The 25500-nt window shown below is 62.5% G+C and carries 23 protein-coding genes; 17 read left to right on the plus strand and 6 right to left on the minus strand.

Annotated elements, in window-relative coordinates:
* Nucleotides 1-144: 144 nt before the first annotated feature.
* Nucleotides 145-864 (minus strand): CPBP family intramembrane glutamic endopeptidase, encoded by a 720-nt coding sequence (locus ACYU0X_RS07080; RefSeq protein ID WP_461902552.1) that lies wholly within the window; start codon nucleotides 862-864, stop codon nucleotides 145-147.
* Between the two features lie 63 nt (nucleotides 865-927).
* Here ACYU0X_RS07080 and rph point away from each other — a divergent pair, with 63 nt between their 5' ends.
* Both rph and rdgB read left to right on the plus strand, forming a co-directional pair.
* A complete protein-coding gene (gene rph / locus ACYU0X_RS07085; protein WP_461902553.1) occupies nucleotides 928-1662 on the plus strand; it encodes a ribonuclease PH in 735 nt (244 codons plus the stop codon).
* Nucleotides 1659-2303, plus strand: coding sequence for an RdgB/HAM1 family non-canonical purine NTP pyrophosphatase (rdgB, locus tag ACYU0X_RS07090; protein ID WP_418908996.1), 645 nt, complete (start codon nucleotides 1659-1661; stop codon nucleotides 2301-2303). Before rph ends, rdgB begins: the two co-directional genes overlap by 4 nt.
* A gap of 77 nt (nucleotides 2304-2380) precedes the next feature.
* Here the strand turns inward: rdgB and ACYU0X_RS07095 are convergent, their stop codons facing one another.
* Nucleotides 2381-3610: an MFS transporter gene (locus ACYU0X_RS07095; RefSeq protein WP_418908997.1), complete on the minus strand. Its 1230-nt coding sequence runs from the start codon at nucleotides 3608-3610 to the stop codon at nucleotides 2381-2383.
* Nucleotides 3611-3805: 195 nt separating this feature from the next.
* On the opposite strand from ACYU0X_RS07095, the gene ACYU0X_RS07100 reads away from it, so the two are divergent.
* From ACYU0X_RS07100 to ACYU0X_RS07120, 5 genes are all read left to right on the plus strand, one after another.
* Nucleotides 3806-4165: a GntR family transcriptional regulator gene (locus ACYU0X_RS07100; RefSeq protein WP_418908998.1), complete on the plus strand. Its 360-nt coding sequence runs from the start codon at nucleotides 3806-3808 to the stop codon at nucleotides 4163-4165.
* Nucleotides 4166-4199: 34 nt separating this feature from the next.
* A complete protein-coding gene (locus tag ACYU0X_RS07105) occupies nucleotides 4200-5117 on the plus strand; it encodes an ABC transporter ATP-binding protein (RefSeq protein ID WP_461902554.1) in 918 nt (305 codons plus the stop codon).
* Nucleotides 5114-5809 carry a hypothetical protein gene (locus ACYU0X_RS07110; protein WP_418909000.1) on the plus strand — a complete coding sequence of 232 codons (696 nt, stop codon included), beginning with the start codon at nucleotides 5114-5116 and terminating at the stop codon, nucleotides 5807-5809. Before ACYU0X_RS07105 ends, ACYU0X_RS07110 begins: the two co-directional genes overlap by 4 nt.
* Nucleotides 5810-5926: 117 nt before the next feature.
* Entirely contained in the window at nucleotides 5927-6928 is a 1002-nt protein-coding gene (locus ACYU0X_RS07115) for a 3'-5' exonuclease (protein WP_418909001.1), read from the plus strand.
* 179 nt (nucleotides 6929-7107) lie between these two features.
* Nucleotides 7108-7539 carry a hypothetical protein gene (locus tag ACYU0X_RS07120; protein WP_461902555.1) on the plus strand — a complete coding sequence of 144 codons (432 nt, stop codon included), beginning with the start codon at nucleotides 7108-7110 and terminating at the stop codon, nucleotides 7537-7539.
* Between the two features lie 242 nt (nucleotides 7540-7781).
* Here the strand turns inward: ACYU0X_RS07120 and ACYU0X_RS07125 are convergent, their stop codons facing one another.
* A complete protein-coding gene (locus ACYU0X_RS07125; RefSeq protein ID WP_461902556.1) occupies nucleotides 7782-8702 on the minus strand; it encodes an ADP-ribosylglycohydrolase family protein in 921 nt (306 codons plus the stop codon).
* A 52-nt stretch (nucleotides 8703-8754) separates the two neighbouring features.
* Here ACYU0X_RS07125 and ACYU0X_RS07130 point away from each other — a divergent pair, with 52 nt between their 5' ends.
* The 3 genes from ACYU0X_RS07130 to ACYU0X_RS07140 all read left to right on the plus strand — a co-directional run bounded on the left by ACYU0X_RS07130 (nucleotide 8755) and on the right by ACYU0X_RS07140 (nucleotide 14392).
* Nucleotides 8755-9921 (plus strand): exonuclease SbcCD subunit D, encoded by a 1167-nt coding sequence (locus ACYU0X_RS07130; RefSeq protein ID WP_461902557.1) that lies wholly within the window; start codon nucleotides 8755-8757, stop codon nucleotides 9919-9921.
* On the plus strand, nucleotides 9918-12956 hold the full coding sequence (locus ACYU0X_RS07135; protein ID WP_461902558.1) for an AAA family ATPase: 3039 nt from the start codon (nucleotides 9918-9920) through the stop codon (nucleotides 12954-12956). Before ACYU0X_RS07130 ends, ACYU0X_RS07135 begins: the two co-directional genes overlap by 4 nt.
* 164 nt (nucleotides 12957-13120) lie before the next feature.
* Nucleotides 13121-14392 (plus strand): MFS transporter, encoded by a 1272-nt coding sequence (locus ACYU0X_RS07140; protein ID WP_461902559.1) that lies wholly within the window; start codon nucleotides 13121-13123, stop codon nucleotides 14390-14392.
* A 25-nt stretch (nucleotides 14393-14417) separates the two neighbouring features.
* Here the strand turns inward: ACYU0X_RS07140 and ACYU0X_RS07145 are convergent, their stop codons facing one another.
* On the minus strand, nucleotides 14418-15110 hold the full coding sequence (locus ACYU0X_RS07145; RefSeq protein WP_461902560.1) for an IclR family transcriptional regulator: 693 nt from the start codon (nucleotides 15108-15110) through the stop codon (nucleotides 14418-14420).
* A 185-nt stretch (nucleotides 15111-15295) separates the two neighbouring features.
* On the opposite strand from ACYU0X_RS07145, the gene ACYU0X_RS07150 reads away from it, so the two are divergent.
* The 4 genes from ACYU0X_RS07150 to ACYU0X_RS07165 are packed head-to-tail and all read left to right on the plus strand — an operon-like array spanning nucleotide 15296 to nucleotide 18702.
* Nucleotides 15296-16642: an MFS transporter gene (locus ACYU0X_RS07150; RefSeq protein WP_461902561.1), complete on the plus strand. Its 1347-nt coding sequence runs from the start codon at nucleotides 15296-15298 to the stop codon at nucleotides 16640-16642.
* Between the two features lie 40 nt (nucleotides 16643-16682).
* A complete protein-coding gene (locus tag ACYU0X_RS07155; RefSeq protein WP_461902562.1) occupies nucleotides 16683-17627 on the plus strand; it encodes an HAAS signaling domain-containing protein in 945 nt (314 codons plus the stop codon).
* A 38-nt stretch (nucleotides 17628-17665) separates the two neighbouring features.
* Entirely contained in the window at nucleotides 17666-18406 is a 741-nt protein-coding gene (locus ACYU0X_RS07160; RefSeq protein WP_461902563.1) for a TetR/AcrR family transcriptional regulator, read from the plus strand.
* Nucleotides 18403-18702 (plus strand): META domain-containing protein, encoded by a 300-nt coding sequence (locus ACYU0X_RS07165; protein WP_461902564.1) that lies wholly within the window; start codon nucleotides 18403-18405, stop codon nucleotides 18700-18702. The genes ACYU0X_RS07160 and ACYU0X_RS07165 overlap by 4 nt, the downstream gene beginning before the upstream one ends.
* Here the strand turns inward: ACYU0X_RS07165 and ACYU0X_RS07170 are convergent.
* Together ACYU0X_RS07170 and ACYU0X_RS07175 are read right to left on the minus strand one after the other, a co-directional pair.
* The gene (locus tag ACYU0X_RS07170; protein WP_461902565.1) at nucleotides 18699-19715 is read right to left on the minus strand and encodes a LacI family DNA-binding transcriptional regulator; all 1017 of its coding nucleotides are present in this window, start codon (nucleotides 19713-19715) and stop codon (nucleotides 18699-18701) included. The genes ACYU0X_RS07165 and ACYU0X_RS07170 overlap by 4 nt on opposite strands.
* A gap of 48 nt (nucleotides 19716-19763) precedes the next feature.
* The gene (locus ACYU0X_RS07175) at nucleotides 19764-21440 is read right to left on the minus strand and encodes a glycoside hydrolase family 13 protein (RefSeq protein ID WP_461902566.1); all 1677 of its coding nucleotides are present in this window, start codon (nucleotides 21438-21440) and stop codon (nucleotides 19764-19766) included.
* 236 nt (nucleotides 21441-21676) lie between these two features.
* Between ACYU0X_RS07175 and ACYU0X_RS07180 the strand changes: the two genes are divergently transcribed.
* From ACYU0X_RS07180 to ACYU0X_RS07190, 3 genes are all read left to right on the plus strand, one after another.
* Complete coding sequence (locus ACYU0X_RS07180) at nucleotides 21677-22936, plus strand: sugar ABC transporter substrate-binding protein (RefSeq protein ID WP_418909014.1); 1260 nt, start codon at nucleotides 21677-21679, stop codon at nucleotides 22934-22936.
* A gap of 74 nt (nucleotides 22937-23010) precedes the next feature.
* The gene (locus ACYU0X_RS07185) at nucleotides 23011-24588 is read left to right on the plus strand and encodes an ABC transporter permease subunit (RefSeq protein WP_418909015.1); all 1578 of its coding nucleotides are present in this window, start codon (nucleotides 23011-23013) and stop codon (nucleotides 24586-24588) included.
* Nucleotides 24588-25472: a sugar ABC transporter permease gene (locus ACYU0X_RS07190; RefSeq protein WP_461902567.1), complete on the plus strand. Its 885-nt coding sequence runs from the start codon at nucleotides 24588-24590 to the stop codon at nucleotides 25470-25472. Before ACYU0X_RS07185 ends, ACYU0X_RS07190 begins: the two co-directional genes overlap by 1 nt.
* Nucleotides 25473-25500: the final 28 nt, after the last annotated feature.

The raw sequence follows: 25500 nt of genomic DNA on the forward strand, positions 1-25500 counted from the left end.
CGCGCAAGGAAGTCAAACCCCCGCAGTACTACAAGGGGGACGTGGGCACCGACTACATCAAATCGCCCACCGGATCGTTGCCGACCATCGACTACACCAAGGTGCGTAAGTTCCCGATCCTCAAGCGCAAGAAGTAGGCACGCATTACTCCAGCGGCACCCCGGCCAGCATTAGCGCCGGGAACACCACGGCCGGGATGGTCGAGCCGAGGTTGACTAACAGGTGGGTGAGCGTCACCGGCAGCAGTCGGCCTTGACGCGCAACCACCCAGGCCGAGAGCAGTCCCCAGACGAAAAAGGCCGCCCCGTAGACGATGGCTCCGGGCAGCGTGGGGGCAAAGAACATATGCTGAACCCCGAAGAAGAACGAGGGCACCCAGATACCGCGCGCCCCGCCGAGCCGGGATTGCGCGTAGCCACGGTACAGGGCCTCTTCCACCGGTGCGTTAAACAACCCGTAGGTCACCAGCGTGGCAAGACCCAGCGCGAGCAGGAGTCCCGGGGGTAGTTCCGGATCCGAGACCGCAAAGATGGTGGTGAACCCGGTATTTAGATCTCCGGTGATCAGGAATACCGTCACGTTGATCACGGCGGCGAAAGCCACGGAAAACAGCACGAGCCACAACAGCGCCCAGAGCAGCTCACGGGGCCAACTCCGGCCCGGACGAAATGAGATCGGTGCGTGCTCCGCCCGGGCGAAGCGCCGCACCACAAGCCAGGTCACAAGGTTCACCGGCAACAGGAATAAGGCCCCGAGCATGATCATCGCATCGCCAAAGAGCAGGGCGGCGAGTCGCATCGACAAGGCAATCAGAATGACTCGTAGCAGCAGGAGTCCCAGCGCCCGTTGAGTGAGGGTCTGCATAGGCTCACCCTAGCCCCACGGCCGCTTGGCTGAATAGTGCGGCCTGCCGATAGGATGGAAACCATGACTGTACGCGCCGACGGCCGTAGCGCCGCGCAACTTCGAGATATCACCATTACCCGCGGTTGGTCCGCTCAGGCAGAGGGCTCCGCACTGATCGAATTTGGCAACACCCGGGTGCTGTGCACCGCGTCTTTCACCGAAGGCGTGCCGCGCTGGCTCAAGGGTCAGGGCACCGGCTGGGTCACCGCCGAATATGCCATGCTGCCGCGTGCCACCAACACCCGTAATTCCCGCGAGGCCGTCAAGGGCAAACTGTCGGGCCGTACCCACGAAATCTCTCGTCTCATCGGCCGTTCGCTTCGTGCCGTAGTTGACACCAAGGCCTTGGGCGAAAACACCATCGTGCTGGACTGCGACGTGTTGCAGGCCGACGGCGGCACCCGTACCGCGGCCATTACCGGCGCCTACGTCGCCTTGGCCGAAGCCATCGAATGGGCGCGGACCCAGGGCATTATCAAGGCCGGAGCGCAGGTACTCACCGATTCGGTGGCCGCCATCTCCGTGGGCATCATCGACGGCACGCCCATGTTGGATCTTCCCTACGAGGAGGACGTGCGGGCCGAAACCGACATGAACGTCGTGGTGACCGGTTCCGGTGACTTCGTCGAGGTGCAGGGCACCGCCGAAGGTGTGCCCTTCAAGCGCGCCGAACTGGACTCGCTACTGGACCTCGCGCTGATCGGGACCAGCGAGCTGGCCCAAATTCAGGCCGAGACCTTGAACGTTGGCGCATGAGCGCCCCGGTTCTCGTACTGGCCAGCCGCAACGCCGGAAAGCTGCGTGAGCTACGCGAACTACTACGCGGCAAGGTGCCGGGATTGGATGTCGATACCCAGGTCATCGACGCGGCCAGTGCCGGTGCGCCGGACCCCGTGGAAGATCAGGTGACCTTCCAAGGCAACGCCTTGAAAAAGGCTCGTGAAATCGCCGCACACACCGGGCTGATTGCGCTCGCCGACGACTCGGGATTGAGCGTTGAGGTGCTCGGCGGGGCGCCGGGAATCTTCTCGGCCCGCTGGTCCGGACGGCATGGGGATGACGAGGCAAATATCGACCTGCTGCTCGGACAGCTCAGCGACATCGCGGCCGAACACCGCGCCGCCGCGTTCGTTTGTGCCGCGGCACTAGCCACCCCGGCCGGAACCGAGCATGTTGAATTGGGCAAGGTGCCCGGCGTCTTGCGCACCGAGCGTGCCGGAGAGCACGGCTTTGGGTACGACCCGATCTTCGAACCCGAAGGGGCGGGCAAGACCATGGCCGAGCACACCCCGGAAGAGAAGAATGCGATGTCGCATCGGGCGCGTGCCTTCGCCGCACTGCTGCCCGCCGTGATCGAGGCGGTCAGCGCCGAACTGAAGACTCGTTCTCAGAACTAGTAAGCACCGATTAACACAGGCCGCCGACCGTCACTTTCTGACTGTCGGCGGCCTGCGTTTTGTGGCATTGGGGGAGCCTAGCTGAGTTCGGCGCCGCGACGTTCGGGGATGAGGAACATGGCGGCGAAGCCCAGCAGATAAATCACCGGCAACATGCCTAGCGCCGCACCGAAACCAAAGGATCCGGCCAGCAGTGCAATGACCAGTGGGGCGAAGCCACCCACGCCGCGCCCAATATTGAACAGCACGTTCTGGGCGGTGGCTCGGGCGTGGGTTGGGTAGAGTTCGGCCAGCAGCGCTCCGTAGCCACCGAGCGTGCCGTTGGCAAAGGCACCCATAACGAATCCGGCGGCCAGCAGCCAGTTCGGGTCAGTAATCTGCGAGTAAATCAGTACCGAAAGCGCGGCACCGATCTGGAAGGTCCAGAAGGCGGCACGGCGTGAAACCCGGTCGGCCAGCTGACCGAAGAGGATGATGCCAAGCATCATGCCGGCTACCGTGACGGCCGTCCATAGGCTCGAGCCGGTCAAGGTCATCTCATAGCGCTTGGCTAGGTAGCTTGGGAGCCAGGTCATGATGCCGAAGTAACCGAAGTTTTGCACGCTGGTCAGCACCACCATCGCCAGCGACGTGCGTCGCGCCGCCCCGGTGTTGACCAAGGGTGCCAGCGACTGGCGCAAGGTCGGGCGCGGCCCCTCGGACTGGGTGAAGCGCTCCGGCTCGCGCACCCCGCGGCGCACGATCATTGCGTACACTGCCGGCAACGCGCCGATCACGAAGAGCCCGCGCCAACCGAAAAGCGCAATCACCGGGGCCGATAGTAGGGCCGCGGCTAGCACGCCAAATTGGAAGCCGATGCCTACCCAACTGGTGGCACGGGCACGCCAACGTGCCGGGACCGCCTCCGCGGCCAGCGTCATGCCGATGCCGAATTCACCACCGATGCCGATGCCGGCGATAAACCGGTACGCGGCCAAATCCCAGTAGCCGGTGGCCACGGCGGACAGGCCGGTGAATACCGCGAAGATCAGCACCGAATAGGTCAGGATCTTGACCCGTCCAAAGCGGTCGGCCAACACACCGAACACCACACCACCGAGTACCGCGCCAAGCAGCGTCAAGGTGGCCAGTGAACCGGCCTGCGGGTCGCTGAGCCCGAAACTGGCGGTGATACCCGTCAGGGCGAAGGAGAGGATCAACAGGTCGAATCCGTCGAGCCCATAGCCGATGGCGGCGGCAAAGACGGCCTTTCGGGCATAGCGTTCGGCGGATTGGCCCGTTGGGGCGGGACGTGTGTCGGTGGGCATGAAGGCCTTTCAGGTGCTGCGAGTTCACCATCGTGCGGTAGGCAAACGACTCAATTTTACGGCATTATTCGAGCCTCGAAAATCGGAGGACATGAGGTCTTGACGAGCCGGTACCTCGCCTCTATGGTTAATTACATGAGTAACTAACCCACTAACTAGGCCTGTTAGTGGGTCCGAGCTTGGAAAGGGGTCGGGGTGATCGATGATTCCAAGCCGATCTTCATTCAGGTCGCGGAGCGGATTGAGAATGACATCGTCTCCGGTGTTCTGGCTGAAGAGTCCCAGGTACCGTCCACCAATGAATTTGCGGCCTTCTATCGGATAAATCCGGCCACCGCAGCGAAGGGAATTAATCGCTTGGTGGAGGACGGGCTGCTGTATAAGAAGCGGGGCATCGGCATGTTTGTCGCGCAAGGAGCGCCACATAGACTGCGCCAGAAGCGCCGCGAAGAATTCGCCCAGCAGTACATTGCGCCGTTGACGGCCGAAGCTTCCAAATTAGGCATCGGCCTCGACGAACTCATTGCCATGATCAAGACCGGTGCGTCCAGCTAACACCGGGAGGACCAAGCACAGTCAGGACTAAGCCATGACCATTACACCTGCCATCGCCACCCGAGCGCTGAGCAAGACCTACAAAGACGTTCGGGCACTGGGCAACGTCAATTTGGAGTTGCTTCCCAACCGTATGTACGGCTTGTTGGGACGCAATGGAGCCGGTAAAACCACGTTGATGTCCATCCTTACCGGACAGAACTTCGCCGATAGTGGTGAAGCCGAAATCTTCGGACACGACCCCTTTGAACACGATGCGACCTTGTCGCGTATCTGCTTCATTCGTGAATCTCAGAAGTACCCAGACGACTTTCGCGCCCATCAGGCGTTCAAGGCAGCCGCGCTCTTCTTCGAGAACTGGAACGAGGAGCTTGCACAAGACCTCATCGCCGCCTTCAACCTTCCGGTGAAACGCCGAATCAAGAAACTGTCACGCGGTCAACTATCCGCGGTAGGCGTCATTATCGGGATGGCGTCGCGGGCCGAGGTCACCTTCTTTGACGAACCCTATCTGGGGCTGGACGCGGTCGCACGACAGATTTTCTACGACCGGCTCGTCGAAGACTTCGCGGAGTATCCGCGCACCATCGTGCTTTCCAGCCATCTGATCGATGAGGTGGCTAACCTCCTCGAACATGTCATCGTCATCGACCAAGGCCGCATCGTGGTTGACGATGATGCCGAAGAATTGCGCGGATCGGCGGTCACAGTAACAGGAAGCGCGGAGCGCGTCGAGGAGTTCATCAGCGGATATCCGGTGATACACCGCGACGCCCTGGGATCCTTGGCCAGCATCAGTATTCGGGCCCGACTTAGCAGCAGCGAGCGCGAGAAGGCACGCGCCCTCGGGCTGGAACTGAGCCCGGTATCCCTTCAGCAACTCGTGGTGCGCAGCACCCTGAGTCGTGTCGACACACTTGTCCCCGCCGGTGAACAGGAGGCCCGCAAATGAACCGCATCATCAAGGTTGCGCGAATGCAGCTGATCAACAAGTGGACCTTTATTGGCATCCCGCTGCTCATCTTGGTCGCAAGCTTCGCATTTACCCTCGCCATCTGGCTACTGGTCCGGCGAGCAGGTGGCGACGGCGTACTCTACGGCGGCGGGGCGCAGGCCCCGATGTGGTACTTCTTGGCCCTAGGGGTTCAAGCGCTCACCTTGACCTTTCCGTTCTCGATGGCCATGAGCGTCTCTCGCCGGACCTTCTACCTGGGGACCCTGGGTCTGTTCGCACTCTGCGCGTTGGCCTTGTCCGTGTTTTATTACCTGATGGGTCTGGTCGAAGTTGCGACCGGCGGCTGGTGGGTCGACGGGCAATTCTTCGCACTACAGTGGATTGCCGATAATAATTGGTTCGTCCAGATCATGTTCTACTTCGTGCTGATGGTTTTGCTCTTCATGGTCGGCTTCTTGATTGCGACGATCTACATGAGGTGGCGCAGCACGGGCATGCTCGTATTCTTTATTGGCCTTGGTCTGGTGCTTCTTGGGATCATCGCCCTGTTTACCTTCGGTAACTTCTGGCCAACCTTCTGGAGCTGGGCGTTGAGCTGGACCGCTGCCGGGGTGACGCTCTGGGGTGCCGTTGCAGCCGTGGCGATGGCGGGCAGCTCCTATCTGACCCTGCGCCGAGCGACCGCCTGAGCAACATCGTAAAACGCCTAATTTTGGTCGGAAATCTCTGGCCGATCCCCATGGGATAAGGCACACTCCGCCCCGAACGGATCTCTAAGGTCCGTTCGGGGCAGTAGACTATCAGCCGTGGCATTGGACTTCACGGCAATCGATTTTGAAACGGCAAACGGGTTTATCGGCTCCGCCTGCTCGGTGGGACTACTCAAGGTACGCGGTGGTCGCATTGTCGATCGTGCCTCGTGGCTCCTGCGTCCACCGCCGGGATTCGATCACTTCGATCCGCGCAATGTCTCCATTCACCACATCACTCCAGAGATGGTCGCCGAGGCACCACGCGTCGGAGACAGGCTTCCAGACCTGCTGAAGTTCGTCGGGCAAGACTTGCTTGTGGCACATAACTCGGCATTCGATACCGGAGTTATTCGCGCCGCCGCGGAAGCCAGCGAAGTCATGGTTCCGGGCCTCGAACACCTGTGCACCGTGAAGCTAGCCCGCAAGGTCTACGACCTGCCCAGTTACTCGCTGCCTTTCGTGGCCGAAGAAGCCGGACACCCGATCGAGAACCACCACGAGGCCCTGGCAGATGCCGAGGCCTGTGCTTGGGCGCTGATCGATATGGCCGAACGCGGCGCTCACGATACCGCTGTGCAGGTGGCGCAGGCGCATCAGGTTCCCATTGCTGCCTCGGGCTCTTGGTCTCCGGGCGACCCACCGTCGCGAGCACTGCGTGATGCTCAGGGGTGGCTGGCCCACGGACATCACCTGCCGCCACGAGATGCCTTTACCCACTGGCCGCAGGAGGGGGAGAACCCCACCCCGAACGAACAGGCCGATCCGAGCCACCCGCTCTACGGACAGGTCGTGGTGTTTACCGGAAACCTAGCGGTGCCCCGGCCTACCGCGAAGTCGTGGGCCGCCGCGCATGGAGCAACCACCGCCTCTCGGGTGACCCGCGCGACGACCGCACTTGTAGTGGGCGATGGGTTTGTGCCCGAGGACTTGGCCAACGGCCGACTGACCAACAAGGCCAAGCACGTGTTGCGTCTGCGTGAATCCGGCCAGCGCGTATCGGTCATCTCAGAGGGCGAGTTTATGCAGCTCGTCGACGGTTTCTCCGCCGGGGCCTAACGCTCCTACCAGCACAGCACGCCGTGACTGGGTATCTTCGAGCCTACGCGTGAAGATCGGTGCATTCGCTGACCCTGCGTGAGCTCGGTGCGCTACAGCCCGTTCACGGGACCACTGCCGACGTTGTCTCCGGGGCAGCTCACATGAACTAGCTCAAGGAATGTGGCACGATATGTGCCATGGACACCACCGACGAGCTGGCACGCCGAATCCGGGAACGCGGATTGCCTGAAGCCGTGGTGAGCCTCGCGCTTCATGGCGGGGCCGCCGTTCATCCGGCGCTAGATTTGCATGTTGACTACATTGACCTGACCGGTGATGACCCCACCTCTGCGGTGCTTGGCGCCACCGAATCGGAGGACATGCTGCCACTTTGGATGACCGGGGCGACTACGACAGTGTTCTCTCGAGGTGATGGCAGCTACGAGCTTTGGAACGCCGAAGACGAATCCGGGCCATGGGAGCGGTGGTCGGATTTTGGGGGAGTGGTACGTTCCCTGCTCACCGACCTCTGGGAATCCGAGGTCGACGAGGCACAGCGACGCGAAGTCGCCGAGCTTCTGGTGCCGAAGGATCAGGTAGACGCGGTGTTGGAACCCGAAGAACGCTAAGAACGTCGGTCGAGAACGCTCCGGCATCCTTGGCGATAAGCCATTGCTCCCTGCCAGACAGATACCTGGACGTTTATCGACCTTGAGCGACCACTTGTTGTTTCGCCGCCAGTTCGCGGTGGCGGTGATGTACCTAAACGGGAGGTCGCTGCGGAGAAACGTAAAACCCCGGGCGAGGCTTAGCAAGCACCGCCCGGGGGTTAGCGCCTCAGCATCGGTGGCCGAGACATGAACACAGTCGACTAGGCGATCAGGTCCATCCAACGATCGTGGAGCAATGAGATCGCTGCGTCCAGCGAGGAGGCCGGGCGCTCGCCGATGACATCCGAACCGTAGACCGCGGCCAGCAGTGCAACCGCGTAGGCGTCGGCCTCCGGGTCACGCGGCTCGACGCTCTGTGGTTCCTCGTCCGTTTCGGAGTCTTCCTCGCTCGCCTGCTCGCCGAAGTAGCTGGCATAGGCTTCGGTAGCCGGTAGCTCCAACACTGCACTGACGGAGCTGACGATCTGTGCCAGCGCCGCAGCCGCGGTACCGCTGGTGCCCTCCAGCAGGCTCGGCCAGGTCTCTGCGGCCTGCGCACCGGACTCGAGCGCGGAGCGCAGAATCAGTGCCGCCGCCACGCAGGCGGCCGCCGCGTCGGCGTCATGGGTGAGGTAGGCGGCCGAGCGGGCCAGCGACGTGGTGGTAGTCTCCGGGACGCGAGCGAGCAGGGCCACCACGGCGGCTCGCGGCAGGACGCCGGTGGAATCGGCGCCCGGTCCGGTAGGTCGTGCGGCCAAGCCCATATCCGCGTGGTTCAGCCCGGCAAGCGTCACCGGGTCACCCGGTAGCGGCGGGTGGTCGAAGTCGGTGGCGGCCAGTTCGGTGTCCAGCCAGCGATCTTGAGGTTCCGGGGCACCCTCGGGGAAGCTTCCGGTGAGGAAGCGGTAGCCGCGCAGCGCGGCGAGCCACAGGCAGGCTGCCTCGTCGCTGGCGACGCCGTCGTTGGCCCATTCCAAGGCTTCGAGCAGACCGTCGGCCAGGTATAGGTTCAGGATTTCGGTGGCGCCGGGTTCCTCGTCCTCGCGGGCATGTGTGGCCCCATCGGCCAGGCCCAACAGGATGGCGAACACCTTATCGGAGTAGTTCTCGGGCAATAACGTGGGAGCTCCGCTTTCATTCACAGTCCACATTGTAGTGCGCAAAGCGTCGCACGCATTGCATAGGGTGGGAGTTATGCGTTTGTTGCACACTTCCGACTGGCACCTGGGCCGCACCTTCCACGGCGCCTCGCTACTGAACGAACAACGTCAGGTCCTGCAGGCAATTATCGACCTGGTCCGCGAACACCAAGTGGATGCGGTGTTGGTGGCCGGGGATATCTATGACCGGGCGCTGCCGCATGTGGATGCGGTGCGGCTGTTTAATTGGGCGCTGGGACAGCTGCGGGCCACCGGGGCGCGGATCGTGCTCAGCAGTGGCAACCACGACTCGGCCGCGCGGCTCGGCTTCGCCGCCGAATTACTGGACGCCGCCGACGTCCATGTGGTGACCGATCTGCAACGCATGGTGCAGCCGGTGGTGCTTTCCGATTCCGACCACCAAGTCGCGATCTACGGTGTGCCCTATTTGGAACCGCGCATGGTGATGGAGGAGCTCGAGGTCGAGGATCCGAGTCACCAAGCGGTGGTGGCTGCGGCCCTCGAGCGAGTGCAGAGTGCGCATAACGACCTATGCGCGAAGGCCGCCGGTCCGGTGCATAGTGTGGTGCTCGCGCACCTTTTCGCTGCCGGCGGTGTGGGATGCGACTCCGAGCGGGCCTTGAGCACCGGAAATCTTGATGTTGTGTCCGCCGGCCTCTTCGCGGGATTCGACTACGCGGCCCTGGGGCACCTGCACGGTAAGCAACGGCTGCAAGAGCATGTGCGCTACAGCGGTTCACCGCTGGCCTACTCCTTCTCCGAAGCACGTCATCGTAAGTCGGTGCTCCTGGTGGAGACCGATGCCAGCGGCGTGGCGGGAGTCGAAGAACTCGAGTTACCGGTCCCGCAGGCCCTGGCGGTCCTGCGGGGGCAGCTTGAAGAGTTGCTGGCCGACCCGGACCTAGCATGGGCCGAGCAGGCATGGTGCCAGGTGACGCTGACCGATGCGCAGCGACCTGCCGAAGCGATGACCCGGTTACGCGAACGCTTCCCCGACACGTTGGTGCTTGCCTTCGCTCCCGAAGGTGCGGAAACCGAAGCGCAACCCAGTTATGCCCAGCGCCTAGCGCGGGCCAAGAGCACCGCCGAGGTCTGCGCGGACTTTGTCGAGCATGTCCGCGAACGCCCGGTGGATGAGGACGAAGCACACATCATCGATGACGTGTTCAAGCGGGTACGTGAAGGAAGGGTCAGCGCATGAAACTGCACCGATTGCGGCTACAGGCTTTCGGCCCTTTTGCCGGGGCGGAGACCATCGACTTCGACGCGCTGGCATCTTCGGGCCTCTTCTTGCTTGACGGGCCCACTGGGGCCGGCAAGTCCAGCATTCTCGACGCCATTTGCTTTGCCATCTACGGCTCTCTTCCGGGGGCGCGCCAGGGCAACCGACAGATCCGCTCCGACCATGCCGCCGCCCACGACGCCCCCGAGGTAAGTTGTGAATTCTCCGTGGGGCGGCGCCGCTTCGAGGTGACTCGCGCCCCGGCATGGATGCGTCCCAGCTCCCGTGCCAAGAGCGGTTTTGTGGAGCAGAAGGCCTCCAGCACGTTGTGGGAACGGGTCGACGGACAATGGCAGGTGCTCTCCACGCGCAATGATGAGGTTGGACAGCTGCTCGGCGGTGCTCTCGGGTTGAGCCGAGACCAATTCACCAAGGTGATCATGCTGCCCCAAGGAGGTTTCGCGGACTTTCTACGGGCCAAGGACACGGACCGTGAAGCGCTCTTGGCGGACCTGTTCGACACCAGCGACTATGCGGGAATCGAAGAAGAATTCGCCAGCCGTTACACCGATAAACGCCGCGCCTTCGAAACCGCGGAGACTCAGCTGGAAACGCGGGCGGGCACTTTGCTGCAGGAAGCCCACGAATTTCTTGGCGAAACCGTGCCGCAAAGCCCCGAGGAGGTCGCGGCCACCGAGGCAGAAGCTCGTTACACCGCGTTGCGTCCACGAATTCACGCGGTGATCGAGGAGTTAGAGGTCGCACGCAAAGCCCGTGACACCGAGCGCCAGAAGGCACGCGCCGCGCAACGGCAATTGAATGAACAGGTGGCGGCCTTTGCCAAACTTGAGGAATTTGAGGGGCTACAGGTCACCGACAGGGAGAGCCGACCCGAGACCGAGCAGGCACGGCAGGCCGTGGAGCTTGATGCGAAGGCCCAACGGATCACCGCCTACCTTCGCCAGCAGGAACAGGCCCGTGCCCAACGGGAGCAGGCGTCAACGGCGGCGAGTACGGCATTGCGCGAGGCGGACGATCTGTGCGACTTACCGCGCCGCACTGACGGTGCCCCAGACCTTGAAGCCCTGCCGGCTCACCTCGACGTGCTACGGGAACAACTGGCCACGGCCCGTGCCGCCGTCCCCGAAGAACGCGAGCTGAAAGACTTGCACGGTTCACTTGCGGCGCAGTCGACGCGAATAGAGCAATTGAACGCGGAACTGCTCACGCAGCAGTCGCAGGTCGAGAACCTCGGCGCGAGCCGCCGGGAGTTAGAGGGCGAAGACCTCGACGAGGTAGCCGCCAGCGGTGTTGTCCACGAGGCTACCGTGGCCTTGCAGGAGGCCGGCGAATTGCTCGAGAAGGTCAAAGAGCGCGACAAGCTTCGCGAACGCCGGCTGGCCTCCCACGAAGCCCTCGCCGACGCGCGCTCGGCAACCGCTACAGCCGCCAAGAAGCATGCCGCGGCCTGGCAACTACATTTGTCGCAGAGCGCTCTACGGCTCGCCCAGCAGCTACGAGCCGGCGAACCGTGCATGGTGTGTGGTGCCACCGAACACCCCGCTCCGGCACGCAGTGCACAGACCGAGCCGGAGCTGATCGACGAGGACCGACTGGCCGAGCTCGAGCAGGCCACCGAACAGCGCCGCGCCATTGAGCAACGCGCGCTGGCGGCCTTTGAAAAGGCAGACACGAATTATCAGTCGGCCGTGTCCGCCACGGAATCCGTAGATCTTGCCGCAGCCACTGCGGCTTTGACCGAGCAGGAACAGCAGCTCAAAGACGCTAAGACCGCATTGCAACAGGTCAAGGACCGGCTCAAACGACTCGCGGCACTTGAAGCACAACAGGGCAAGGCTCAACAACGGCAGAACGACATCACCGTCGAACTGAGTACCGAACGTGAAAAGCTGCGGGCCGGCACCGAACGCCGTACGCTACTGGAACAGCGCATCGCTACGCTTCGCGGTAGTTATGAGTCGCTGACGGAACTGGTCACCGAGCTTGCTCGGCGGGTGGAGCGCGCCGATCTGGTCCTCGAGACACAGCGCGTCCTCAAGACGGCCAACGGGCGGCTGGAGCAGAGCACCGAGGAATGGGAGAAGCAGCGTAACGCCGCAGGTTTCGCCGCGGATGCCGACTATGCGGCTGCGCTTCTGGAACAGAACCAACGTGCCGAGTGCGAGCGGCTCGTACATGCCGCGGAGCAGCGCGCGGCCCGGCTCGCGACACTGGCCGAGTCCGCGGAGGTACAATTGGCCGCGGCGCTGCGTGCCGATGGAGGGCAGGCTCCCGGTGAATCGCAGTGCACCGCGGCGGACGAAGCGGTGGACGAGGCCGAGCGAGCCTATGAACAGGCCAGCGAACGGTTGGCCGTGTCCCGCAATCGTCTGGAACGGCTCGACGCGCAACGCGACGAGTTGGCTGCCCTGCGTGCGGAGTATGGCGAACTTTTTGCCAGCTATCGGCGCTTGAAGGCTTTGGCCGAGGTCATGCGCGGTCAGGGGGAGAACCGGCTGAAAATGACCCTGCGCACCTACGTGTTGGCGGCCCGGCTGGAAGAGGTGGCAGTGGCCGCCACGGAGCGCCTGAAGGTGATGACCTCCAACCGCTATGAGTTGCACCATGATGACAGGGCGCGCGGCAATGCCAAGTCGGGGTTGGGGCTTGTGGTGCATGACGCCTGGACGCTGAAACCGCGGGCCACGCAGACACTGTCCGGCGGGGAGACTTTCATGGCTTCACTGGCGCTGGCTCTCGGACTGGCCGATGTCATTACCCAGCACAGCGGCGCGATTGACATGCAGACGCTGTTCGTCGACGAGGGCTTTGGATCCTTGGACACGGACACGCTGGATCAGGTGATGGGGGCGCTCGAAGATTTGCGCTCTGGCGGTCGCTCGGTCGGTGTGGTCTCGCATGTCAGCGACATGAAGCAACGCATTGCACAGCGGGTGACGGTCCATAAGACCCAACGTGGCTCGCGCATTGCCTACGATCCGCTCGGTCCATAGCCGGTAGCGGGGCGAGCTTGGCCACAGTGCTCGGTCAAAGTGGCCGCGATAATAGACAAAGCCCGCCCGGCGTGGCTCAATGGAACTAGCGCCATGAGGCGTGCATGGGCCACGGGCGCGTCGGGGGGTGCGGGACGACGCGCAAATCGATCTTTGGAGATTTGTTGACCCTGGATTCACGCTCGGGTGACTCGAGCGCACCCTCGAATTCCTCTGTCGGCTACGCCGGACTGATCCCTCTGGTTGGCGGCCTGTACCTGCCGCTGGCCTTCTTCGCCCGTCTTCCGTTGGCCATGTTGACCATCGGTTCGATGACACTGGTGACCGCCACCACCGGTTCCTATGCACTGGGCGGTCTTTCGGCCGCCATGGTGGGTATTGGCTCGGCCGTGGGCGGACCAACCATTGGATATCTGGCCGACCGTCTAGGTCAGCGGCCGGTACTGCTTATCGCCGCCATTCTGAACACCGCCCTGTTGGCGGGCATGGCCTTTTTCGAAACGACCTTCACCGAACCCAATGTGGCGGTACTTGTGCTGCTGTGCTTGCTCACCGGCGCCAGCGTTCCACAGGTTGGCCCCATGTCGCGTGTCCGCTGGATTTCGCTCACCAGAACTAAAGGCAGCAACCCGCGGGTGCTTTCCGCCGCGCTGGGTATCGAGTCCATGCTCGATGAGCTGGGCTTCGTGCTCGGACCGGTCACGGTCGGACTGCTGGCTTCGCTAGTTCACCCTGTCCTGCCGCTGGTGATTGCCGCGGTGCTCACCATTGCCTTGGTGCCGCTGTTCGCGGTGCACCCTACCGGAGCCGCGGTGCGTCCCGCGACGACTCGGAAGGGTGCAAAGGTGCCCTTGGGCCGTGCCCGGGCCAGCGTCATCGCGCTGATGGTGTTGGGAATGATCGGTTTGGGGACCGTCTTTGGTTCCCTGGCCGCGGCTACCCTTGCCTTTGCCGGTGCGCAGGGTGATTCAAACCAAGGCGGCATGCTTTACGGCGCGATGGGGCTTTCCAGCGCCATTGCGGCCGTGTCGGTGGCGGCCTGGCCACAGGGCTTTACGCAGAGCGCCCGTTGGATCGCCAGCGGCCTGTTTTTGACCGTCACCAGTTTCGCGCTCCACGTGGCCAGCGACGTGCCGTGGATGCTGGCCTCGCTGTTCCTCGTGGGCATCGGGGTAGGGCCGGTGATCGTGACCGTTATGAGCTTGGGCGGCGAGGTTGCCCCGGCACAGCGCCTGTCCACGGTGATGACGCTGCTGTCGGCTGGCATCGTGGTCGGTACCGCGATTGGCAACGGTTTAGCCGGTGTCTTCGCCGAGTCCATGGGATACCTCGGGGCCTTCTGGGTCGCGACCGGTGCCTCGGTGGTGATCACCCTGGTCGCGGTGGCCGCACGGCTGATTATGCGCGCATCGCGTGATCTGATCCGCGTGCGCTAACCGCAGGGAGTCATCTGGCTTCCGTTCAGCTCAACTCGTCGCTGATATTCAGCGCCGCTTCTTTCAGGGCCCGCACGATCTTTTCGTGCGGGTCCTGCGTATTACTGGCGAAAACCACGGCGATAGCCGCGGGGATGGGCCCGGTGGCCGGAAGCGGGACGGCGATCGAGGAAACACCTTGGATAACCTCATCCTCGCTCGAGGCGTAGCCGTCGATGCGGGCGGCGCGGGCGGCCTCCCGATAGGCGACGGTGGATTCCATGGATTCCCACTGGGCCTGCGTGTAGAGGGACTGAATCGCGATGCCCGGGGCGCCAACATCCATTCCATGGCGTGAGCCGGGCCGGTGCACGATGGCGCGCTGCGAGTGCATGGGCTCAACCGACTGCAAGGTGGTGCAGAGTCCCTGCTCCCAGACGGCGATGAAGGCGGTCATCGATAGTTCATTGGCCAATCGGTTCAGTTCGGGGATCGCCGCAGTTTGCAGGTCGCGCTGTACGCTGCGGGCCAGCACGGCCAGTCCCGAGGCCGTGCGAATCTTCCCGGCGTCATCACGGCGCAGCAGCCGGTGTTCTTCGAGCGTGCGCAGGATGCGGTAGGCCACCGAGCGGTGTACCTCCATGGCTTCGCTGACCTCGGCAATGGACAGCGGCCGTGGCGCATCGGCCACGATTTCGAGCATGCGGATGCCTCGGGAGAGGGTCTGCGCTGCGGTCATGATTTGCCTTTACTCCTGTGCGATCCGGGTATCGCGAGTCTATGGCATTGCCATATCGCACGGCGAGTTCGTTATTTGAAAGTCGTAGCAACGGTCTTGTGATGTGAAACACGTAACGGGTACGATGACTGACATCTGTAACCGTCCGAACGGTCGGTAACTCGCTACGTCATACAGGAACACACATGTCACAGAGCCCCACACGCACCCAAGAGGAGCGGCGAGTCCTCGCCGGCACCTTGGTGGGTACCACCATTGAGTGGTACGACTTCTTCATTTTCGCCCAGCTCACCGCGACCTTGCTGACTCCGCTCTTCCTTGAGCCGTTGGGCCAGTCCAACCCCGGTGTCGCGCAGATTCTATCCTTCGCGATGATCGGCATTTCCTTCTTCTTCCGCCCTTTGGGCGCGGTGGTCGCCGGACACCTCGGCGATAAGTTCGGCCGTAAGCGCATTCTGGTGCTCACCCTGATCTTGATGGGCGTGGCCACCACCCTCGTGGGCCTGTTGCCCACCTACGCGCAGATCGGCGTCGCGGCGCCGATCATGCTGGTGCTTCTGCGTATTCTGCAGGGCTTCTCGGCCGGTGGCGAATGGGGCGGCGCCGCGTTGATGTCGGTGGAGCACGCTCCGGATCACCGACGTGGTTTCTTTGGTGCCTTCCCGCAGATTGGTGTGCCCATTGGCATGATTCTGGCCACGGGCCTGCTCTTCATTCTGCGTATCTCGATGACCCCGGAACAGTTCACCTCCTGGGGCTGGCGCATTCCATTCCTGCTCTCGGTCGTGCTGATCGTCGTCGGGTACATGATTCGCCGCGCGGTAGAAGAGTCACCGGTATTCAAGCAGTTGGCTCAGCGCAAGGCCTCGGAGCACACCCCGCTGCGCGATTTGTTCCGGACCAACGCGAAGCAGGTTATTCAGGCCGCCTTGGTCTTTATCTCGAATAACGCCGTGGGCTACATCGTGATTGCCTTCTTCATCTCCTACACCACCAAGGTGCTGGAGATGCCGCTGGCGCCGGTGCTATTGGCCACCACCATTGGTTCGGTCGGTTGGTTGATCTTCACCCTGCTCGGTGGTTGGCTTTCCGATAAGCTCGGCCGCCGCAATACCTTCCTCATTGGCTACGGCATCGTGTTCGTTTGGATCATTCCGACCTTCATGCTGACCGATACCGGGTCCCTCTTCCTCTACGGTCTGAGCATCTTCATTCTGACCATGGGTCTGGGGTTGTCCTACGGGCCGCAGTCGGCGATGTATGCCGAGATGTTCCCGGCCCACATCCGCTTCTCCGGCATTTCCATTGGCTATGCCATTGGCGCGATCCTTGGTGGCGCCTTCGCCTCCACCGTGGCGCAGATCCTGCTCGAAGCCACCGGCATGTCGATTTCGATCGCCATTTACCTCATGGTGCTCACCGTGATCTCGGTGGCCGCCGTGATCTGGGTTGGTGAAACCCGCGGCAATAACCTGCATGTGGAAGACCTCGAGGAGCAGGGCGAATTCAGCGAGCCTAACACCACAGCGTAGTACCAACGGAGCCGGGATCTGGGGCAGTAGGCTGGGGAACATGAAATCTCCTCTGCCCCGGGCCTCCCGGCAATTCCTTGAGCAGCTGGGCCGCGAACTGTCCTTTTTGAGCCGTGAGGAACGGGCTCAGGTGTTGGCCGCGACCCGCAAGGAGATCAGGGCGTTACCCGGTCGTGGGCGACGTGCCGAAGATTTGGCCGGGGCCTTCGGGTCACCGGCCATTCTGGCCATGAAGTTCAAACGCACCGAGCGTGAGGAACTGCCGGTGCGCAGCGGACGCGAGTTTCTGCTGCGCCTGCTGGCGTGGCCGACCGTGGGATTCGCGGTCGTGACCGCGCTGGCGATGTTTAGCCTCGAACGCTTCGACGCCTCGGCGGGGGAGTTGGGCTTCGCCGCCCTCTGGGTGCCTCCGGTGCAGCTGAGCCTGTTGCCGGTGGTGTTGGCCTTGGTGCCGCTGGTGCTCTCCGGATGGACGGCGGTGGTGCTGCAACTGCTCGGGGTGCTGGGGCTGGGGCTCGTGGTGGTTCTGGGCGGGCCCGAGGCCGGATGGTTCTACCTACCGGTATGGCTCTTGCTCGGCACCCAGATCCTGGTGCCGCAGTTGTTGATGCGCGGTTCCATGGGGCGTCCCGACGGGCCGTGGCGTCCTCTCGCTCTGCTGGGGTTGATTGCGGTGGTGACTTCGGTTGTTATCGAACGCGGCCGGGTTCATATAGCGGAACAGTGGTGGACAATGGCCGCCTGTGTCGCCATGATAATCACGGGCCTTGGCGTGCTCTTCCGGCGCCGTTGGCTCGACATCCTCACCATTGCCTGTGGGATCGCCATTCTATCAGCGGTGTTGGCGGCCCCGTGGGCCGGGTTCGCGGCCGGGTTAGACACCGGTCTCTGGCTTGTCGGGGGCGTTGGTTTCGTCATCGGTCATTTGGCGCTGGCCGGCGATCTGTGGCACCGGCGTGCGGCCCAATTACTCGCCTCGTTATAGGTCTGTTGCAGAAAAATAAATCAGGGTAGGTTTAACGTATGAGCTATGCCGATCAGGTCCCGGTTGAACCCGTCAAGCGTCCTCGCGCTCGCCCGCGCAAGGACTCGGCTCTCGTCAAAATCAGCAAAGACCTGATAATTCATCGCGCACTGGAAATCGCCGGTCGCGAGGGCTTCGGAGCGGTCACCATGAACCGGCTGGCCGAGGAGTTCTCCGCCACCCCGCGCGCGCTCTATAACTATGTGACCGACCGCGACGAGGTTGTCTCCGCCGCATTCGCCGAGTTCCTTGATCAGGCACCAGAACTGGAATTTGATACCGCCGACTGGCGTAGCTCATTGCGACAGGCCTACGCGGCGACCCGCAAGCTCTTCCGGAAATATCCGCGCATCGCCATGGCAGCACTCGAAGAGCGATTCAGCGACGAGGTCGACGAGCGACAACTGCAGTTGATCGGCAAGATGGTGCAGTTCTTCGTCGATCTCGGCCTTGATTTGCCCACGGCCGAACTCTTCGTGCACGCCTTTGAAACCGACGCCTTCGGTTTCGCCATGCGCGTGGACTACGTCAATGATCTGGCCAACAGCCAGCATGAGGATCCGCAGAATGCGCCACTGCATGTGTGGTGGCACCGAGCCGCAGATCGCGGAGTAGCGGCCAACTTCCCGCAGCCGGATGCCAACGAGACGCTACGGACCAGTGACATGCTGTTCGACGAGTTCGTGAACCTTCGGGTGCTGGCCGTTGAGCAGGCGCTGGCCGCCAAGGGACTTTCGTGAGCAGCTCCGTGGAGGGCACCTGGGGCGTCAAGCAGCGCGGCGAACCCTGGCTACAGCTAGCCGCCGAGGGGCGGATCCTCGGTAATGATGGGTGCAACCGTCTGATGGGCGGTTGGCGCGTGGATGGACCGGGCGTGCGTTTTGAGCCGCTGGCTAGCACCCTGATGTATTGCGAAGGCGTGGACACCTGGCTCAGCACGGCCGTTACTGCACAGGTGGAAAATGACGAGCTCGTGGTATTCGACGCCGAGGGCCGGAAAATTGGCCGGCTGGCTCGCGCCGCGGAGTCGGACTAGTCGAAATCCGCGGTGCGCTGGGCCGTCGTGCCGCGCACGATGAGTCGATGCCCGGCTAGGTGATGCTCGGCCGGGGCACGACCTAATAGCGCATCGATCAGTAGCTTGGCCGCGTCGGCACCCTGCTCGGCGGGATTCTGACCAATCGTGGTCAGTTCGAAGAGTTCGGCCAGATCGTGATTGTCGATGCCCACCACCGAGAGACGGCTTGGTACGTCCACGCCGAGATCACGAGCGGCCAGCAGCGCACCGATGGCCATTTCATCACTCGCCGCGAAAAGTGCGGTGGGGTGGGCCGCGGGATTCCCCAACAGTTGCTTGGCGGCCTGGTAGCCGCCCTCCATGGTGAAATCGGCCCCTTGGAAGAGCGCCGGTTCGACCTCTAGTTCGGCCTGGCGCATCGCCGTCACAAAACATTGACGGCGATGGGAGGAAAGCTGGAAATCCAGGTCCATGTCGCTGCTACCGCCAAGGTAGCCGATGCGTTCATGGCCCAGGGCACGCAGATGCCCGACGGCCAAGTCTGCCAGGGCCTGCTCGTCCAGGGAGAGGGTCGGGGCCCCGGGGAGTGGACCCCCGACCCCGACCAACGGTTTATTCAACGCATGTAATGCGGTGAGCTCCGATTCATCGAGCTCGACATTAATGGCGATCACCGCGTCCACCCGCTGGCGCAGCAAAAAGTCACCGAAGATGCGCTTGCGCTCCTGCGGTTCCTTGGTCAGCTGATACAGCGTGGTGTCGAATCCCTCGCGGAGCAGGGCCGAGCTGACACCTTCCAGGGCCTTGGCATAGAACCAGTGGTTGATCTGCGGAAGCAGCACCCCGATGTTGCGGGTGCGTCCCGAGGCGAGGCCCGAGGCGCTGGCCGAGACCACATAGCCAAGGTCATCGGCCGCGCGCCGTACCGCCTCCAGGGCATTCTGTGAGACGTTGCCGCGTCCGGAGAGTGCTCGCGAAACTGTCGCGATTGATACGCCGGCGCGTTCGGCGACGTCCTTGATCCCTGCCACGTGATTCCTTCCTCGGCCCTGACTACAGGTTATCGGGTTGTGGGCGGTTTATGCGTCCAGCACCCAGTATGTTGCTTCGCCCGCCAGCTGCCCCTGCTCGGTAAGCGGTGCGCTGCAGAGCACCACGGTCCCGGTGGACAGGGCCGGGTGATCCATGGGCTCGGCCGAGTAATTGCTCAGCACCGTCAGCGGACCGTTGCGGTAGGCCAGAACCTGCTCATCCGGGGACTCCAGCCACTCCAGCTTCCCTTCACCCAAACGGTGGGTGCGGCGTAGCTCAAGTGCCCGCGTGTACAGGTTCAACGTGGAATTCTCGTCCTGGAGCTGCAGGTTGCGGGCCAGCGGACCGTAGACCTTCGGCTGCGGGAGCCAGCTGGCGCCGCTGTCGTTGAAACCGTAGGCCGGGGCGTTCGCTTCCCACGGCAGCGGCACACGGCAACCGTCGCGTCCGTAGCGTTCCCCGGAGGTGCGGAACCAGGTCGGATCCTGACGGGACTCGTCGGGTAGGTCAATGGCCTCGGGCAAGCCGAGCTCTTCACCCTGATACAGGTAGGCGCCACCGGGAAGGGCCAGCATGCCCAGCGAAGCGGCACGAGCGCGGCGCAGGCCATGCTCCTGCTCGGGCAGGTTTTCGGTGCGCGGACCGATGCCATCACCCTGCGGGTTATCGGCCGAGAGGGCAAGGCGGGTGGCGTGGCGCACCACGTCGTGGTTGGAGAGCACCCAGGTGCTCGGGGCACCAACGGCGGCAAAGGTCTCCAGCGAGTCGTTGATGACCTGGCGAACCTCGGTCGCGTCCCAGCTGGTGGATAGGTAGGGGAAGTTGAAGGCCTGGTGCATTTCGTCCGAACGCACCCACTTGGCCATAAGTTCCAGCGGGTTGACCCACGCCTCGGCGCAGAGCACCCGGGAGCCCTCATATTCGTCGAGGATCTGGCGCCATTCGCGGTAGATCTCATGCACGCCATCCTGGCCCCAGTATGGGGCTGGCTCCTCGTCGCCACCCATGGAGGCGGAGTCTGCCGGTGGGATGTAATCGGGCAGCCCTTCGGCCTTAATCAACCCGTGGGCCACGTCGACGCGGAAGCCGTCGACTCCACGGTCCAGCCAGAAGCGCAGCACGTCGGCAAACATGGCGCGAACCTCTGGGTTCTTCCAGTTAAAGTCCGGCTGCGAGGAGTCGAAGATATGCAGGTACCACTGGCCCTCGCTGCCATCGGGGTTCGTGGTGCGGGTCCACATGCTGCCGCCGAAGACCGACTGCCAGTTATTGGGCACATCCTCGGAGTCGCGGAAGATGAAGCGATCGCGCTCGGGGGAGCCCGGGGCTGCCTTTAGGGCTTCCTGGAACCAGGGGTGCTGATCCGAGCAGTGATTCGGTACGAGGTCGATAATGACGCGCAGCCCACGGCGGTGCGCCTCGGCCACCATCTGGTCGAAATCCTGCAAGGTGCCAAACAGTGGGTCCACGTCGCAGTAATCGCTGACGTCATACCCGGCGTCCTTTTGCGGGGAAGTGTAGAAGGGCGAGAGCCAAATGGCATCCACCCCCAGATCCTCGAGCGCACTCAGGCGCGAGGTAATTCCCTGCAAGTCACCCATGCCGTCGCCGTTCGCGTCGGCAAAGGAGCGCGGGTAGATCTGGTAGATCACCGAGGAGCGCCACCAGGTATCGTCCTGGAGGCGACGGACGGCGTCGGTTTCGGCATTTAGTAGGTCAGTCATGGATTCAACGATAGGGGAGGTTGCGAGGTTTTGTAAACGTTTACTTATGCATGACAATAATTCTGACTCAGTGACGTGCCGCCGTCCGCTCTATGTCGTCATTCCCGCCTTGTTGAATTGCGTAGTTGCGCGTTTTCGTAATGTGTGTCACTCTGGAAACGCTTTCACGTGGTGGTGTCGAACGCCGCATTCGCGGAAGCGTTCACTCGCCAATATGGATGATGAAAGGCACTGATATGAAGGTGACACGACGAACCGTGCTCTCGGCCACGGCCCTAGCCGCGGCGACCACCCTGGCACTGACGGCATGCGGCTCCGGAAACGAGCCTGCTGCCTCCTCCGCCGCCAAGCCCTCGAGCAGCGCTCCGGCCAGCGACGCCACGCTGAGCGTATGGGTTGACTCGAACCGCGCCCCGGTGCTGAAGGAAGCCGCGGCCGAATTCACCGCCTCCTCGGGCGTCAAGGTCGACCTGGTGATCAAGGACTTCGGCAAGATCCAGGAAGACTTCCTGCGTCAGGTGCCTTCCGGCAAGGGTCCGGACATCACCATTGGCGCCCACGACTGGCTGGGTAACCTGGTCAAGAACGGTGTGGTGCAGCCCGTTGAGCTTGGCGACAAGGTCAACGACTTCCAGGAAGTCACCGTCGACGCAATGAGCTACGACGGCAAGGTCTACGGCGTGCCGTACTCGACCGAAAACCTGGCCCTGCTGCGCAACACCGAGCTGGCCGACAAGGCCCCGGAAAGCTTCGATGACATGGTCAAGGCCGGCAAAGACTCCGGCGCGAAGTACCCGTTCCTGGTCCAGGTGGGCACCGAGGGCGACCCGTTCCACATGTACCCATTCCAGATGTCCTTCGGCACCCCGGTCTTCGGGCAGAACGCCGAGGGTGGTTATGACCCGAGCAAGCTCGAACTAGGTAACGCCGGCGGCGAGAAGTTCGCCACCTGGCTGGCCAAGCAGGGCAAGGCCGGAGTGTTCAACACGAACATCGACGCCGACATCGCCAAGGAAAAGTTCAACGCCGGCGAATCCCCATTCTTCATCACCGGCCCATGGAACGTTGAAGATGCACAGAAGGCCGGCATCAAGCTGGCCGTGGACCCGATCCCGAGCGCCGGTGGCGAGCCTGCCGCACCGTTCGTGGGTGTTCAGGGCTTCTTCGTCTCCTCCAAGACCAAGAACCTTCTGGCCGCTTCGGAGTTCCTGACCAACTACATCGGCACCGAGGCCGTGCAGACCAAGCTCTACGAGGCAGGTAAGCGCCCGCCGGCAAACAAGGCAGCCTTCGAGGCAGCCAGCCAGGACGAGTTGGTTTCCTCCTTCGGACAGGTAGCCGCCGACGGTGTGCCGATGCCGAATATTCCGGAAATGAACGCCGTCTGGGAGTTCTGGGGTGTCGCCGAGGCCGACATCATCACCGGCAAGGCCAAGGATCCGGTCAAGCGTTGGAACGACATGGCCAAGCAGGTCGAGTCGGCCATCTCCAAGTAGTTTGACCCCTTGGGTGCGGGCGCGCGTCCTATCGGGCGCCCGCACCCTCATTAGTATTCGACGAAGGCCAGGACATGACCATGACCTCCCAACGCCCCCAGAGGGTTAAAACGCGCCGCGCGGCTCAGCCCGTCGCCGTACCTGCCGATCGGGTCGGCATTAAGACGTTGCTCTTCAAGATCGTGCTCTTGGCGATTCTTGACGCATTTGCGGTGATCGCCATCTTCATGGCGGTTGCCAAGGATTCCCCGTTGATCGCCGGCGCCTTGGCGCTTGTGACGCTACTGGTCAACGTCGTCTACCTCAAGCGCGGATGGCTTCCGGCCAAGTACTTGGTGCCGGGCACCATTTTCCTGCTCTTGTTCCAGGTTTTTGTCATCATCTACACCGGGTACATCGCCTTCACGAACTACGGTTCGGGGCACAACTCGGATAAAGACGATGCGATCATGTCCCTGCAGCAAACCAACCTGAACCGCGTTCCGGATTCCTCCGGTTACCCGGTGCGCGTCGTTGAGGGCGCCGACGGGTTGCAGCTATTGGTCGAGATCGATGGCCAGCCGGCGCTCGGTGACAGCGATGATCCGCTGACCCCGATTAGCGCCGACGAGGCCGCCTCCCTGTCGATCCTGCAGTTCGGGCAGTTGCTCGAGCGCCAGCAGGAATTGGCCGAATTGGCCGTCCCGGTGTCGGATGACCCCGCCGAAGGCATGCTGCGCACCCAAGATGGTGCCACCGCCTATCCGTATACCTCGAGCCTGAAGTACGACAAGGCACAGGATACGATGACCGATACCACCACCGGGGTTGTCTACCGCGATATCGGTACCGGCGCCTACACCGCCGAGGATGGCAGTGAACTGATGCCCGGCTGGGCGGTGAACGTGGGGATGGATAACTTCACCAAGGCACTGACCGACTCCTCGATGCGCGGCTCGCTGATTCAGGTCACCACCTGGACCTTCGCCTTCGCCTTCATCTCGGTGGCCTCGACCTTCTTCCTTGGGCTATTTTTGGCCATCGTCTTCAACGACATGCGCATGAAGGGTCGCAAGATCTACCGCGTGCTCTCGATCCTGCCCTACGCCTTCCCGGCGTTCCTCGGCGGCCTGGTCTGGGCCGGTATGTTGAACCAGGACTTCGGCTTCATCAACCAGACCCTGTTCGGTGGCGCGGCGATCCCGTGGCTCACCGATCCATGGCTGGCCAAACTTTCGGTCCTCTGGGTGAACCTCTGGCTCGGATTCCCGTACATGTTCCTGGTGTGCACCGGTGCCTTGCAGTCGATTCCGAACGAGCTGTCCGAGGCCGCCACCATTGACGGGGCGCGACCCTTCCAGATTTTCCGGCTCATCAAGCTGCCGTTGCTTTTGGTTTCGGTGGCTCCGCTACTGATCTCGTCCTTCGCGTTCAACTTCAACAACTTCAACATCATCTACATGTTGACCAATGGTGGGCCACGCATTCAGGACTCCGATCTCGGCGTCGGCTCGACCGACATCCTGATCTCCATGGTCTACAAGGTGGCCTTCGAAGGCGCCAACCGTGACTACGGACTTGCCAGCGCCTTCTCCATCATCATCTTCGTGATCGTGGCGATTATCGCGGTGATCAGCTTCAAACAGACCAAGGCGTTGGAGGACTTGAACTAATGACGACGCTCAAACTCACCCCGACCCGCCGCACCTTTGGCCAGTGGTTTGCAGCCACCGGCTGGCGACACCTGATTGGCGTTGCCCTGGTCATCTACTCGGCGTTCCCGCTGCTCTATGTGCTCTCGGCCTCGCTGAACTCCGAAGGCACCCTGCTCTCCTCGAACGGTCTCTTCCAGGCCGTGAGTCTCGATAGCTACGTCGAGCTCTTCCAGAACCCGCAGCGCCCCTTTGCCGCATGGTTCGTCAACACGCTGTTCATCGGCCTGACCACCTCGGTGGCTTCGGTGCTGTTGGGAGCCATGGCCGCCTACAGCTTCTCCCGCATGCGGTTCCGCGGACGTCGTTTTGGGCTGGTATCGCTGCTCGTGGTGCAGATCTTCCCGCAGCTGCTGGCCGTGGTGGCCATCTTCATCCTGCTGACCACCCTGGGCGATGTGTTCCCGATCCTAGGTATCGATAACCAGGTCGCGTTGATCATGGTGTACCTCGGCGGGGCGCTTGGCATGAACACCTACCTGATGTATGGCTTCTTCAACACCGTGCCGGTGGAAATCGACGAAGCCGCCAAGATTGATGGAGCCGGTCACGCCCGGATCTTCTTCACCATCATTCTGCGCTTGGTGGCTCCGATCCTTGCCGTGGTCTCGTTGCTGTCCTTCATCGGTACTACCTCAGACTTCGTGATCGCCTCCGTGGTGCTGGTTTCACCCGAAAACCAGACGCTTGCGGTGGGCTTGTTCCAGTACGTCTCGGAAGAATTTACCTCTAACTGGTCGGTCTTTGCCGCCGGTGCGGTACTGGCGGCCATCCCAGTGATGGCGCTGTTCCTCTTCCTTCAGAAGTACATCGTCGGCGGTCTCACCGCCGGATCGGTCAAATAACCAGTCACGACAAGTGCGGGCCCGGGGA

This window comes from Glutamicibacter sp. X7 (assembly GCF_054889245.1).